The organism is Pseudomonas putida (genome assembly GCF_001941965.1).
Lineage (GTDB): Bacteria > Pseudomonadota > Gammaproteobacteria > Pseudomonadales > Pseudomonadaceae > Aquipseudomonas > Aquipseudomonas putida_L.
In genome coordinates this window covers 25,344-38,236 of sequence record NZ_MKZO01000031.1, presented here as the reverse complement: position 1 = coordinate 38,236, position 12,893 = coordinate 25,344, and the positions used below count along the sequence as shown (strand labels likewise).

General features: G+C 57.1%; 19 protein-coding genes. 13 read left to right on the top strand and 6 right to left on the bottom strand.

Translation table 11 applies throughout. The features are described from left to right. From PSEMO_RS18225 to PSEMO_RS18205, 5 genes are read left to right on the top strand one after another with little or no spacing between them, the layout of a single operon-like run. Entirely contained in the window at positions 1–675 is a 675-nt protein-coding gene (locus tag PSEMO_RS18225) for a hypothetical protein (RefSeq protein WP_075804368.1), read from the top strand. Next, positions 672–1,100 carry a phage tail terminator-like protein gene (locus tag PSEMO_RS18220; RefSeq protein WP_075804367.1) on the top strand — a complete coding sequence of 143 codons (429 nt, stop codon included), beginning with the start codon at positions 672–674 and terminating at the stop codon, positions 1,098–1,100. Before PSEMO_RS18225 ends, PSEMO_RS18220 begins: the two co-directional genes overlap by 4 nt. A gap of 39 nt (positions 1,101–1,139) precedes the next feature. Further along, positions 1,140–1,796, top strand: a complete 657-nt coding sequence (locus tag PSEMO_RS18215; protein WP_075804366.1) for a phage tail protein — start codon at positions 1,140–1,142, stop codon at positions 1,794–1,796. 9 nt (positions 1,797–1,805) lie between these two features. Then, the gene (locus PSEMO_RS18210; RefSeq protein ID WP_075804365.1) at positions 1,806–2,189 is read left to right on the top strand and encodes a phage tail assembly chaperone; all 384 of its coding nucleotides are present in this window, start codon (positions 1,806–1,808) and stop codon (positions 2,187–2,189) included. After that, positions 2,117–2,503 carry a DUF1799 domain-containing protein gene (locus PSEMO_RS18205; protein WP_372239126.1) on the top strand — a complete coding sequence of 129 codons (387 nt, stop codon included), beginning with the start codon at positions 2,117–2,119 and terminating at the stop codon, positions 2,501–2,503. Before PSEMO_RS18210 ends, PSEMO_RS18205 begins: the two co-directional genes overlap by 73 nt. 209 nt (positions 2,504–2,712) lie before the next feature. Here the strand turns inward: PSEMO_RS18205 and PSEMO_RS18200 are convergent, their stop codons facing one another. The 3 genes from PSEMO_RS18200 to PSEMO_RS18190 all read right to left on the bottom strand — a co-directional run bounded on the left by PSEMO_RS18200 (position 2,713) and on the right by PSEMO_RS18190 (position 3,739). Further along, positions 2,713–3,012: a hypothetical protein gene (locus tag PSEMO_RS18200; RefSeq protein ID WP_075804364.1), complete on the bottom strand. Its 300-nt coding sequence runs from the start codon at positions 3,010–3,012 to the stop codon at positions 2,713–2,715. 64 nt (positions 3,013–3,076) lie between these two features. After that, complete coding sequence (locus tag PSEMO_RS18195) at positions 3,077–3,331, bottom strand: hypothetical protein (RefSeq protein ID WP_075804363.1); 255 nt, start codon at positions 3,329–3,331, stop codon at positions 3,077–3,079. A gap of 108 nt (positions 3,332–3,439) precedes the next feature. Continuing rightward, entirely contained in the window at positions 3,440–3,739 is a 300-nt protein-coding gene (locus PSEMO_RS18190; protein ID WP_075804362.1) for a hypothetical protein, read from the bottom strand. 200 nt (positions 3,740–3,939) lie between these two features. On the opposite strand from PSEMO_RS18190, the gene PSEMO_RS18185 reads away from it, so the two are divergent. Together PSEMO_RS18185 and PSEMO_RS18175 are read left to right on the top strand one after the other, a co-directional pair. Beyond that, positions 3,940–4,494 carry a Panacea domain-containing protein gene (locus PSEMO_RS18185; RefSeq protein ID WP_075804361.1) on the top strand — a complete coding sequence of 185 codons (555 nt, stop codon included), beginning with the start codon at positions 3,940–3,942 and terminating at the stop codon, positions 4,492–4,494. Between the two features lie 525 nt (positions 4,495–5,019). Continuing rightward, positions 5,020–5,448 (top strand): hypothetical protein, encoded by a 429-nt coding sequence (locus PSEMO_RS18175; protein ID WP_075804359.1) that lies wholly within the window; start codon positions 5,020–5,022, stop codon positions 5,446–5,448. A gap of 118 nt (positions 5,449–5,566) precedes the next feature. On the opposite strand, the gene PSEMO_RS18170 is transcribed toward PSEMO_RS18175, so the two are convergent. The 3 genes from PSEMO_RS18170 to PSEMO_RS18160 all read right to left on the bottom strand — a co-directional run bounded on the left by PSEMO_RS18170 (position 5,567) and on the right by PSEMO_RS18160 (position 7,249). Further along, positions 5,567–6,328 carry a hypothetical protein gene (locus PSEMO_RS18170; RefSeq protein ID WP_144443592.1) on the bottom strand — a complete coding sequence of 254 codons (762 nt, stop codon included), beginning with the start codon at positions 6,326–6,328 and terminating at the stop codon, positions 5,567–5,569. Between the two features lie 72 nt (positions 6,329–6,400). After that, positions 6,401–6,700 (bottom strand): hypothetical protein, encoded by a 300-nt coding sequence (locus PSEMO_RS18165; protein WP_075804357.1) that lies wholly within the window; start codon positions 6,698–6,700, stop codon positions 6,401–6,403. Positions 6,701–6,799: 99 nt separating this feature from the next. Then, positions 6,800–7,249, bottom strand: a complete 450-nt coding sequence (locus PSEMO_RS18160; protein ID WP_075804356.1) for a helix-turn-helix domain-containing protein — start codon at positions 7,247–7,249, stop codon at positions 6,800–6,802. A gap of 133 nt (positions 7,250–7,382) precedes the next feature. Between PSEMO_RS18160 and PSEMO_RS33030 the strand changes: the two genes are divergently transcribed. The 6 genes from PSEMO_RS33030 to PSEMO_RS18135 all read left to right on the top strand — a co-directional run bounded on the left by PSEMO_RS33030 (position 7,383) and on the right by PSEMO_RS18135 (position 12,893). Continuing rightward, entirely contained in the window at positions 7,383–7,550 is a 168-nt protein-coding gene (locus PSEMO_RS33030; protein WP_144443591.1) for an Arc family DNA-binding protein, read from the top strand. Further along, complete coding sequence (locus PSEMO_RS33865) at positions 7,514–8,500, top strand: phage antirepressor N-terminal domain-containing protein (protein ID WP_081430276.1); 987 nt, start codon at positions 7,514–7,516, stop codon at positions 8,498–8,500. Before PSEMO_RS33030 ends, PSEMO_RS33865 begins: the two co-directional genes overlap by 37 nt. A 98-nt stretch (positions 8,501–8,598) precedes the next feature. Beyond that, complete coding sequence (locus PSEMO_RS18150) at positions 8,599–8,904, top strand: hypothetical protein (RefSeq protein ID WP_075804355.1); 306 nt, start codon at positions 8,599–8,601, stop codon at positions 8,902–8,904. 56 nt (positions 8,905–8,960) lie between these two features. After that, on the top strand, positions 8,961–11,690 hold the full coding sequence (locus PSEMO_RS18145) for a phage tail tape measure protein (protein WP_075804354.1): 2,730 nt from the start codon (positions 8,961–8,963) through the stop codon (positions 11,688–11,690). A gap of 16 nt (positions 11,691–11,706) precedes the next feature. Then, a complete protein-coding gene (locus PSEMO_RS18140) occupies positions 11,707–12,291 on the top strand; it encodes a hypothetical protein (protein ID WP_075804353.1) in 585 nt (194 codons plus the stop codon). Further along, positions 12,291–12,893, top strand: a complete 603-nt coding sequence (locus PSEMO_RS18135) for a hypothetical protein (RefSeq protein ID WP_075804352.1) — start codon at positions 12,291–12,293, stop codon at positions 12,891–12,893. Before PSEMO_RS18140 ends, PSEMO_RS18135 begins: the two co-directional genes overlap by 1 nt.

The window sequence follows — 12,893 nt, the reverse complement described above, 5'->3', positions numbered from 1 at the left end:
ATGGCGCGCGGCTCACACATGGCCCAGCGGTACGGCGGGCAGCAGGGCGGCTTTGCTGAAGCAATACGGGCATTCGCCGAGCAGGCGGAGCAAGCCCTGGACGCCACCTTCCGCGAGATTGTGATCGAGATCGGCAGCAGCGTGATCCGCATGTCGCCGGTCGGTAATCCGGAGCTGTGGGCGGCCAACGTGGCCCATCGGGCCAAGGCCAACAAGGCTGCCGATGACTACGACTTCAAGGTCGCGGTACGCAACACTCTGATCAACCTGAACCAGGACAACTTCACCAAGGCCGGCAATCTGCGCAAAGGCGTGAAGTACGCCAAGCCCCTGACCAAGACCGAGCGCGAGCAGAACTTCGCCACCAATGGATTGGTAGCGGGCCAGGGCTACGTCGGCGGACGGTTCCGCGGCAACTGGCAGTTCTCCATCGATTCGCCGGCGACCGAGGAGCTCGACCGAATAGACCCGTCGGGCAGCGAGGCTATTACCGCACTCATTACCCAGGTGCAGGCGCTCACCATCGGCCAGACCGCGTACATCGTGAACAACTTGGTATACGCGGTTCCATTGGAATATGGACATTCAACCCAGGCGCCGGCCGGCATGGTCAGGGTGACCCTGGCCAACTTCCAGCGCATCGTCGACGAAGCCATCAGGAACAACAGCGTATGAGCCAAGCACGTGCCAGGCAGGCCATCGAGATCAAATTGATGGCCTGGGCCTCGGCGCGCCCGATCCGGGTCGCGAACTTCGAGCAAGGATTCGAAGCCGGGCCCGACGAAACCTATCTGCAAGCATTCCAACTGCCGGCGGGCACCACCTGCCGCTACCTGGGCGGCGAGGCCTATGAGTACACCGGTGTCTACCAAGTGAGCATCGTCTGCCCTGCGGGCCAGCCACTGGCAACCGCGGAGACCCTGGTCGATGAGCTTTCGAGCCTCTTCCGGGTTGATTCGGCGCTCAGTCGCAACGGTTTCGAAGGCCTGGTCACCGAGCCAGTTGACCAAGGACCAACCATCACCGAGACGGCGACCTACACGGTCCCGACCAGCTTGACTTACCGCGGTGTCGCGGACCAACCGCCCGCTGGGGCATAACCAACCGCCGCCCGGCGGGCTTTCAAGAGGAACCACACCATGGCCGCACGTTTCCCGCTGCCGAACGGCGCTATCGTTGAGATCGCCGCGACCCTGGGGGCCGCCGTCCCCTTCACCGCAATCACCAACGCTGCGCCGCCAGTGCTGAGCACCGTCGGCCACGATCTCACCGCGCAGGATGTCGTGCTGATCGACTCCGGCTGGGCCAAGCTCACCGACCGCGCAGCGCGCGTGGTTAACCCGCTGACCGACAGCTTTGGCCTGGGCAGCATCAGCACCGCCAACGCCGAGATCTACACTCCGGGAGCCGGCCTGGGCTCGGTGATCCCGGTCACCGACTGGGTGCAGATCTCGAAAGTCACCGGCTTCACCCCCTCGGGCGGTGAGCAGCAGTTCGCCACCGTCGGCTACCTAGAGGACGATGACGACCGCCAGTTCCCGACCAACCGCAACCCGCTGAGCCTGGCCATCGTGGTCGAGGACCAGCCGGCGGCTGCATACGTGGACGCCGTCGAAGGCTTCGACGAGTCCAAGGAGCTGACCGTGGTCCGCCTGAAGCTGCGCAACGGCGATCAGATCCTCTACCCGGGCTACGTCAGCATCACCACCACTCCTACCATGGAGCGGAACAACATCATGACCCGTACCATTAGCGTCGGCCTGTCCGGTCGTCCGCTGCGCTACCTGGCCGCCTAAGGAACCACCATGCCGAAGATTAAGATCGCGCAGAACCCGACGTTTACCGCCGAGGTGAAGATCCCTCGAGTGGGTGCCGAGCCGGTGGCGGTGGCGTTCACGTTCCGGTACTTCGATCGCACAGCACTGTCCAAGCTGTACGACGGCTGGAATCAAGCCTTCGAGGCGCATGCCGAGAAATGCAAGGCTGAGGGCGCAAGCCTCGAGCAGTTCACCGCTGGCCAGGTCCAACTGCAGGCCGAGCAGGTTAAGGCCATCACTGCCGGCTGGGGCTTTGACGACAAGTTCACCGATGAGGCAATCCTCGACTTGGTGATCACTTGCGTCGGTGCGCCGCAAGCCGTTCTCGACGCCTACCAGGAAGCCTACAACCCGGCTCGCCTGGGAAACTGAAGGCGGCGGCGCGAGCCCTGTACGAGCAGGGTCCGTCCGCCGAGCAGCTAGCGTTTCTGGGGCTCACCCTGGACGACATTGACACCGAGGATGTGGAGGTCTGGCCGGATGTATGGCCGGCCTTCTGCCTATTTGAAGCGCTGGGCACCCAGTGGCGCTTGGGGCCGGGCGGGCCGTCAGGGCTCGATTACGCCGCTATCCCCGGAACCGCCAAGATGCTCGGCCTGAAGCGGCGTGATTTGTCCGAGGCGTTTCACGACCTTCGCTTCATGGAGAACGAGGCGCTGGCAGTGATGGCCGAGGCAGCGGAGTAGGGCAGGCCAGCAAATCACCCTGTGCGGCGCACCCTGGTTCAATCGGACGCGTCTTGCGTTGCGTCATCGGGACGCAAAATGAAGCGGCTTGGCCGCAGGAGAGAGTGAGATGCAGCAGGCCACAAAGGAAAGCCATGATCCGTTCGTGCTGGTTTCGGTTCATGGCTTGCGTATCGATTTACGAAAAGGAACGATGACCTTCCCTGGAATCACTTCCCGCGGAAAAACGAGCGCGCCTCTTGCTGATCATTCAGCAGGAATCGAAGCGGAGCGGAAAACGCTGTCTCCGTTACTTCGTTGTTCGGGATGTTCGTAAGCGGCCACCCATGCTTAAGGGTATGGGTAAGCATCTGCTCCATGACCTTTGGTGAATAGCCTGGGATTTCACGAAGGGCCGCTGAAATTGAGGCGAGAGCTGCTGCGTTGCCGGCCTTCAATGCTTCGAATTCATCCTTCAGGCTGCTCAACTCAGCTTTCAGCTGAGCGATTTTCCCATTTTCGTCTTGCACATTGACCTCCTAGGTCATCGTTCCCCAGTCCACGGGCTTTCCGGCAACGAACCGGGGCGTTTGGTTAGTTCGTGACGGCCATCCCTTCATAAGGGAGCAGAGTGATATCTATCTGCTGGAGATGCCCGTCTTCGCCTCTTACGATTTCGAGAGGTACACCTGGATGCAGAATCTGGGTTACTACCCATCCGCCGTTGAAGGTGTATTTCACTTCAACGGGTGTTGGCACCCCTCGGAAATTCATCGTCAGTTTCTTGCCGACCGGAGTGTTGTGCAGCGCATTCGCAATCTGAACGGACATATCTTCGTTGCGATTCATGGTTGGCTCCTACTGAGTAAGGCACAACGCTACTACGCCGCTTGCCGGGCCGGTTACTGGCTTTCCATCCACGCTGGATGGGTGGACAGCGAGGCGAACGGCAAGGCTTTACCTATAATGCCGCTGGTATAACAGTTCGGAGCAACGTTGCGCGATTTTCAAAAAATGCCAGCCAGCCACTGCCATCAATCCAGTGGCGCTGTAAGCTGCGATCCCTAAAGCAGTGAGCCCAACCTGGTCCGTCGCATGCATGAGGTCAGGTGTTACCTTAACTGCTCCAGCGGCATAATAGCTTCCAATCACAAAGCTTGGACCGCCAATGAGCGCAAGCGCCCAGCTGTTGACTTCCGACCAAGGCCGCTTGCTTTCGTTTCGGATCAACTGGACTGCTTTCTCGAGCATCTTCACTTCAGCCTCCAAACATCTCTAGTCGTCTTGAAGGCCAAACGCTACTACGGCGGCGGTCGGGCGGGTACTGGGTTTCCGTCCAGGGTGGATGGGCGGACAGCGACGAAGTTGCGATGCTCGAAGATCAAACCGTCTGACAGCCTGTCGCTCAAGCATGAGGGCCTATAGCCATCAAGCGTCCTAAGAGCTATGCTCAGCCCATGCTAATCGAACACGAACGGGAAAAACTGATCCAGGCGGTCAAGTTTTTTGCCAAAAACACACGCAAATTAGGGAAGGTGAAGCTTTTCAAGCTTCTCTATTTCCTTGATTTCACTCATTTTCGCGATACAGGACGTCCGGTTACCGGTCTTGACTACTTTGCATGGAAGATGGGGCCGGTGCCAAAGCTTTTGTTTGAGGAGCTTGCGGCCCCCCACGGCGATTGGCAGGGCCATTGCTCGTTCAAAACGATCAAGACCGCTAAAGGTGACATGCTGTCGGTAAACGCTATTGGTGAGTTTGACTCTACTCATTTTTCAAAGCGTGAGCTTCGCCTGCTGCAGCAGTTGTCCACCGAATTCAAGGACAGTGATGCAGAAGAAATGGTCGAAAAAACCCATCTGGAAAACCTGCCTTGGCATCAGATTTATGAGGTTGAGCGGCGTAAACAGGCGCAAATCCCCTACTTGATGTCACTCAGAAAGCAAGAGTACGAGCTTATGCTCGAGTCGGTCCGCGACCGTGATCTGGTGATCTCAAGCTTGGGGCGTTAATGTGAAGCCAGGGACGATAATATTTCACAAGGATTTCAAATTTTCCGACGGCGCCACAAAAGACAAATATCTTGTGGTTTTGGGGCGTCGGGACGACGGTGTCGTTCTAGTTGCAAAAACGACCTCTAAAGGTCACCGATATCGTTTGGATTTCGGCTGTCAGAGCGGTAACCGTTACCCAGCATTTTATCTTTCCCAAGGCTCATGTTGCTTTCCAGTATGTACCTGGATATGTTTGGACGAATTCTATGAGTTAAAACAGGCGCTGCTGATGCAGAGCATGGTCGCTGGAAGCGTGTTTCGGTTTGGGGAAATAGAAAGTACTCTAGCGCGTGACCTCCAGTTTTGTGCCAAAGACTCAGATGACATTTCTACTCATCAGGAAGCGATCATAGATGGAGATCTATCTCCTGTATGACCTAAGGCAAGCTCAATACGCCCAGCCCCGCGCTGGGCTTTTTGCATCTGACAGCGCGCGGATGGCGCTTGTGATATCGTTTTGCCTCTAAACAATGGAGGCGATCGATGAAAGTCAAAAATTGGGAAGGCTGGGAGCCTGAGTGGCTGAAACTTGTAGATCACTATCAGAGTGCGCCTGCAGTGCCTGGTGTCTACATCATCTGTGCTGACCGCGCGATCACCCGTGCGGTCGGGATTGATGACAACGGTATCCTGACTGTTGGTGAGTCGGATAACTTGAAGCGTCGGCTTGCAGACTTCGTCCGCTGCGCGAGAACGAATGGAGCGACAGGGCACATGGCCGGCTGGCGATTCAGCTTCGCGTCGTTCGAGAAAATGTTCCCTCTGGACACGCTTTATGTGAGCTGGTGCCCCACCGTCGACAAGGCAACTGCTTATACAAAGGAGGGTGAGATGCTTGGTCTGTACTTAGCCGATCATTACGAGTTGCCACCGCTCAACTACAAGTTTAACTGGTCTCCCCAAGAGCAGTAATCGCTAAGCCCAGTCCCGTGCTGGGCTTTTTGCACCCCTTGGGCGGTAGGAATTAGCTCGATTTTGTCGGCTAATGTTTTTAACTGATAACAGCCCCACTCTGAAGCAGACTAGAGTGTTATTCTAATAGCAGCTTTCCATTGCTAGCCCAGAGCATTGCCCAAAACTGCTGCCCCCAGTCAGTGGAGTGGCCATCTAAATACTCCGACTTGCCGAGGGCTTCCCCGAGTCTGAATATTAATGCCGAAAACTCAGTGTCCTGGGGGTTTGCTGCGATCCAGATTCTGCCTAGCGCAAAGGTCAAAATAGCGTGGAATAATGAGATTCGAGTTGCTTTTTGAGGATCGTATGCTCGTGGCGCGATCTCTATTTGTGCAGTAATAGATCCATCACTCTCACTAGTTACGGTTTTTAAAAGCTGCTGCCACTGTGCTAAGTCCCTGCAATAGTGAGCGTATGGTTGAATTGCTTTAGCGAATTCTCTCATGAATTCGCTCCAAGGCTCGTTCCATAGTCCGGGTCCGTAGGTCTGCCAGACGTTATTTTGGAGCCAAGCTCTTAGATTTCCAGGTTTTAGATTGTCGCCGTTCCATTTGGCTAGAGCCTCTTCAGCACCTTCTTTCTTGCAGATACCCAGTTCCACCACACCCAAGGCTTCAATGGATTGGCGCGTGAGTGCGAGAGCGTTGGCATGCATGCCCTTCTGGTTTACTTCACAGGCAAGGTAGAACGAGTCACACATAAACCAATAGGCGAGCAAGGGAGAATATTTCGTTTGCATGCTTAGCTGACTGTTCTCAACTGCATCGCCGATACGTGAAAATGTTTGAGGGGTGAGTACCTCAGTTAGACGAAACCATTCTGGGACGGTGTATTCCATTTAAGTTAGGCCTGAGTTGTGGCGGTAAAGTGCTTATGCGTCGCATAGCCAAGCGTTTGGCTAGGCTTGGAGCTACTTAAAATTACGTTCGTAGATCAGTTCATAGCAGCGGCGCGCGACGGTCGCGAAATATAGGCCGCTCAAGCTGAGAAGGCCTAGAAAACCTAAGGCTATGACTGCGTCGAGCGTCATGGCATGGTTTCGTGACCAGTTGAGCATCTCAACGGTCATGTTTCCCGAGATCCACAAATAGTAGGCGCCCACCAAGAAGCTGGAGATCCCGATGAGCGATAGCATCCAATCGTTCAGCTCTGCATAGGTGTATTTTTTGCGATTACGGAAAGCGGTAGCCATCTTCTTCAGTAGCTTCATGTACTTACCCTGTTTGCCATACACGAATTGGGTTGAAGCAAACCTGAACCCGCGAAATATCTTGGGTTAAAAAATGATTTGAATTGAGTGGCCGAGAGCTCATTCGTGTAGGTCCACGCCGTAGTCCTTGACTACCGATTTGAGTACTTCCTCGAAGGGTAGTGGAGTACCGCTTTTCTCAGCCATAAACCAACGCATTACAGTCATAAGCATCACATCTGGTGATACGCCATACCTTTCTGACTCGCTGATCATGTACTCATACATCGCGCGAGGCATGGCAATTGGCTCATCTGGGTAGCCTTCAGTCACTAAGGTGATTTCTGTAATTGCTTCTTCTTCAGCAGCATTTTCTAGATCTGAAACCTCACAACCCAAGGCACTGGCTAGCTTCACTAGTGCAGTCATGCGTGGCTTGGAGGTACCCATTTCGTATCGGCCAATTTGAGGCAGGCTTATGCCGCTAGCCTTGGCCAGGTCGCGTTGAGTCATTCCCGCGTCTGCGCGCAGCCGAACGAGCTTAGAAGGAAAACCTGTGGGGTGATGCATGAGTGCTCCGATTTGAACTCCAGTTCAATCATCTATGGTAACGCCGAGCCGAGCAAGAAAATGATTGGAAATGATGTTGACCAAGGATCTAAAATGATGCTTAATGATGTCAAATGATTGGTAAGGAGGCTAAATGATGACCATCAAGGCTAGGTATCCATTGAGTATTGAATTTCAGGTTAAGGAGCAGGTGGCAAAGGAGGCGAAGAAACATCGTAGAAGCCTTAACGCAGAGCTTGGGCTTCTCATTGAGGAGGGTTTGAGATGGCGGGAGATGCAGAGCAAGCAGGCTGCGGCCTGAAACGAAGAAGCCCCGACGAGGTGAGAGTCGTCAGGGCTTCGGGAAACGAGATCAACTTCGGAGAAGAAATCGTCATGGCGAATAGTAGCACAGCTGTATCCAGTGTCATCCCGTTCCGTTCGGCAAAACTTCTGCTCATCGAGCGCGATGGCCAACCTTTCATCCCAATGAAGCCTGTTGTAGAAGGGATGGGACTGGACTGGAAAAGCCAGCACGCGAAGCTTCAAGGGGGGCGATTCAATTCAGTTATGGTGATGATCACCACAACTGGCTCCGATGGAAAACGGTACGAAATGGCATGCCTCCCCCTGCGCAAGCTCGCGGGTTGGTTGATGTCGATTCACGCCAGTAAGGTCCGGCCCGAGCTTCGTGATGGTGTGATCGACTACCAGAACGAATGCGACGACGCACTATGGTCATACTGGAATGAAGGGCGCGCATTAAATCATCGCGAGACGAACCAATCGATGACGCTGCTCGGTCAGACCATTGGTACCGATGGATTCCACATGCTTGGCGCGATTGTTAAGGGCAAGGTGGCAGCTTTACCTGTGCCAATTCAACGCCGGGCAACGGCTAAGATTTGGTCTCAAGTTCATGCGGCTTTCGGAGTTCGATCAGCCGCAGACATTCCTGCCGAGCACCTAGATGGCGCTCGAAACTTCATTGCCTCGTACTCGGTGGTTGAGGGTGAGTTTTTGCCCAAACGCAACCAGGCCAAGATCGTGGGTAGTCCGCATAAGCGTTATTTGGTAGCGTTCAACCACAACGGCGAGCAGAGCATTGAAGAGGTCCCGGACGACGCTTGTGTCATGTCCCAGCAAGAGCTGATGGCTGGGATGGTCGCAACCCCTGGCGATATCGCTGTTTCGCACATGGACATGTTCCGCTTCATGGAGGCCGGCTTGGCCAATCTTAAGTCGCGCGCTGTGGCGTTGTCCCGAAGGTAAGATTTCTCTCCTGACAGTCACTCGAGCCCCGCAACCGCCGGGTTTTGGCGCTTCTTGCTGATGGTGGTAGATTGCCCCCATCAACAAGGAGGGCGCGCATGAAGCGTTTGGCATTGGTGGCTCTGGCCGGGCTGGTCCTGGCAGGCTGCGGGAAGAGCGATATCGACCGGGCTCGGGAGGCGGTTGCTGAGCAGCTCACTGACCCGTCGTCTGCTCAGTTCAGAAATGAGCGGAGCAAGAAGGATGGCTGGGTGTGTGGCGAGGTGAACTCGAAGAACGCCATGGGCGGCTATGTTGGCTTCAAGCGCTACACCGTCACGTGGATGCCGGATGGCGCAAACGTGGTTGCCCTGGAAGGGGAAAATGAAACCTCAGTGGACCGCATAAACTGCGGTATCCAATGAGCAAATGAATAAACTGGAACCCGCCTCGAGCGGGTTTTTTTACGCCTGGAGCAAGCATGAGTCAGGGTGATATTGCGGTCCTCGGCATCAAAGTCGATTCAGGTGAGGCAGTCTCAGCCGCGGAAGATCTCGATAAGCTGACAAAAGCAGGGGAGCGCGCTGAGGCCGCTACAGGCAGCGTTGGCATCCAGGCAAAAAGCTCCGGCGTGTCCATCAAGGACCTCGCGGCAAGCACTCAATCGGCAGAACAGGCCGTAGACAGGTATGCCCGGCAGGCGCAGGCGGCCGGTATGTCGACCAAGGCATACACCGCAGCCCTGCGCGGTGTACCTGCTCAGTTCACCGACATCGTAGTCTCCCTGCAGGGCGGGATGAACCCGTTTACCGTTCTGCTCCAGCAGGGCGGACAACTGAAAGATATGTTCGGCGGGATCGGCCCAGCGATGCGAGCGTTGGGCGGTTACGCTGTTGGTTTGGTCAACCCATTCACTGTCGCAGGCGCGGCGGCAGCTGGCTTGGGCATTGCCTACTACAAAGGCTCGCAAGAAGCGGACGAGTTTCGGAAGGCTCTGGTGCTTAGTGGAAATGCTGCAGGCAGCAATGTCGGGGAGATGGCTGATCTTGCGAGGCAGATCAGCACTACGGTGGGTACGACAGGTGCAGCCGCAGATGCTCTGGCCCAGGTAGCGAACAGCGGAAAAATTGCTGGTGATAGCTTCGGTGTCGTCACTGCTGCCGCTTTGCAGATGAAAGATGCAACTGGTCGCGCGGTAGAGGAAACAATTGCCGATTTTGTGAAGATCGGCAAGGACCCAGTTGCTGCGGCGCGAGAGCTGAACGATCAGTACAATTTCCTCACTGCCAGCACATATACCCAGATCCAGGCGCTCAAGGATCAGGGGGACACCGTCGGCGCAGCCAAGCTGTTGACTGACACCTATGCCCAGACTATCGATACAAGATCGAAAGAGATTGTTGAGAATCTTGGATGGGTCGAGAAGGCCTGGCGCGGGGTTTGGGGGGCAACGAAGGCCGCTGGCGATGCTGCTGTTAACTTCGGCCGAACTCAGGGCATTGCAGGCCAACTGTCGGATGCCCAGAAGGAACTGGCCGAGATCGATAAGCGCATGCAGAACCCAATCGCTGCGCGCAGCAAACAGAACCAGGATGCGCGCGAGATAGCCCAGAGCCGCATCAATGCTTTGCAGGACCAGTTAAGAACGCAGCAAGCCATCGACCAGGCTCAGGAAAACTACCGGCTGCGCCAGCGCGACTCGATCCTTTCTCAGGAAACGCTGAACGGCCAGCTCCGCGCCACGGATGACAACCAGAAGAAGCTGGCATCGCGCTTAAAGGAGATCAACGAGCTCGCCAAGAAGTCTGCCGCCGGCGACGGTGGTCGCGTTTACAGCGAGGCAGAGCTGAACCAACTGCGGGATGCCGCCCGCGAGCAGTTCAAGGACAAGCCAGGGCCGAAGGGGCCGGTCTACCGCGAAGACGCGGGAACCAAGGCTCTGGACCAGGCCCGGCAGCAGTTTTCAGTGCTCCAGCAGCAGAACGGCCTCATCGGCGCCCAGGTCGGAGAAATGCAGAAGCTAGGCGAAGCTGGCCAAGCCCTGGTGCGGTGGGAGCAGCAGCTGGCCGACATCAAGGACAAGAAGGTCCTGACCGCCGATCAGAAGTCGCTGCTGGCGAACCAGCAGCAGATCACTGCCCAGCTCAAGAAGAACGCCGAGCTGGAGAAGGAAATGCAGCTGCGCAAGGTGGCCACCGAAGAGGCGCAGAAGCTTGCTGCCTTCCAAGCCAACCTGAGCAGCCAGTTGCAGCGATCGTCGATAGGGCTGAACAGCAACCTGGCCGGCGCAGGCTTGGGAGACCAGGCCCAGCAGCGCCTGCAAGAGCGCTTCAGCATCGAGCAGCAGTATCAGCAGCAGATGGACAACCTGCTGCAGCAGCGTAACGAGGGCCGCATCAGTGAGGGCCTGTACCAGAAGGAAAACGCCGCCCTGCAGAGCGCGCTGGATCAGCGCCTGGCCATGCAGGTGCAGTACTACCTGCGCGTCGACGAGCAGCAATCTGACTGGTCGCTGGGTGCGCGCGCAGCGTTCAACACCTACCTTGAGCAGGCGCAGAACGTTGCGGGGCAGACGAGAAGCCTGTTCACCAACGCCTTCAGCAACATGGAAGACGCGGTGGTCACCTTCGTGAAGACCGGCAAGTTATCGTTCAAGGACTTTGCTGACGGCGTAATCGAGGACTTGATCCGCATCCAGGTGCGCCAGGCTGCAGCGGGCTTCTTGGGTTCAGCATTCGGTTTCCTCACCGGCGGCAGCCAAGCGCTGGGGCAGGGCACCATGACTGGATTCAGCGAAACGATCGCGTCGTCCGGGTTCTCTGGCGGCGGCTACACCGGCGACGGTGGCAAGTTCGAGCCGAAAGGCGTTGTGCACGGCGGCGAGTTCGTCCTTCGCAAGGAAGTGGTGGCCCAGCCGGGCATGCGCAATTACCTGGAGGGTCTCAACGTGAGGGGTTATGCCTCCGGAGGCTTTGTGGCGCCGCGTGTCGCCTCAAACGCAGCGTCCTATGCTGGCGGCCAGTCGGATACCTCGATCGGCTCCATGCCTGCGATCAAGCAAGAAATCACCGTTCAGGGCACTGCCGACGACGCCACCCTGGCCCGCATCCAGCAGGCTGCTCAAAAGGGTGCACAGGACGGCTACAACCTGGTGCTGCGCGACTTCAAGATGAACGGGCCGGCGCGGCAGCTGATCGCCCGCAACCGATAGCAAGAAGGAGTACTGCATGGCTATCCAATGGCCGGCATCGCTGCGCCCGTCTGAAATGACGTGGGGCTTAGTCAACAACAGCCGCGCCTTTACCTCGACGCTCTCGAACGCCCAGCAGATCGTCGGGCAGCCGGGAGCGTACTGGCAGTGCACGATCATCTTCGGGCTTCTGACCAGGCGGCAAGAGCGCGAGCTTTCCGCCTTCCTCGGGCGCCTGGATGGGATGTTCGGCACGGTAAACCTGCCGGCGTTCACCAGGCGACGGGCGAACAACGTCGGCGCACTGAAGGTGGTGAGCGGGCCGGCGCAGGCCCGGGCCATTCAGATCAACGGAGCCACTGCAAACGCACAGGTGTTCTCTATGGGGGACTACCTGACGATCGCCGGCGAGATGTTCGAGGTGGTTCAGCCGGCGACGGCGAACGCCCAGGGCGTGGCAGTGGTGCAGATCAATAAGCGCATTCGGCGCTCAATTACGGCCGGAACGGCAATTGAGTACCTCAACCCGTACTCAGAAATGCGCATGACCCAGGACACCTGGAGCATGACCGTGCGCCAGGCCGTGTCGAACGGCAGCTACCAGTTCAGGGAGGCCTTCTGATGCCCTCGACGTTTCCATTCAGCCAGAGCGTGGTCGATATCATCGCCACCGGCAAATTCCTCAGCGTGTACGCCTGCCAGCTCGACTTCGAGGATGGCCCGGTGTACGCCCACACCGGCACCGGTGACTTGGTCATCGACGGGATCACCTACCTCGGGGTTGGCCAGTTCGGTGAGGTAGGGCAGTCGCAGGAAAGCGACAATTCCAATTCGCCCATGTCCGTCGACCTGGCTCTGACCGGCCTTGATGCCTACATCATCACTGAGACCAACATCCGGGGATGCCGCGGGCGGTCGGGCAAGCTGCTGTTCGTGGTGTACGACGAGCATGGCAACTACGCCGCCGACATCCTTTTCTCAGGGCGGATGGACGCCGCCACCTTCTCTTACGCAGGCAATGGCGAGGACGGCAACAAGATCACCGTCCCGATCGTTGACCGGATGGCCGAGTGGAGCCGAACCGGCACCGAGCGCTTCACCGACGAAAACCACCGCGCCCGGCACCAGGGCGACCGATTCTTCTACGCCGTAGCCCAGATGTCCGAGTGGCCAATCTACTGGGGGTCCAGCAAGGACGCGCCGGTGTTCACCTACGAGAAATAG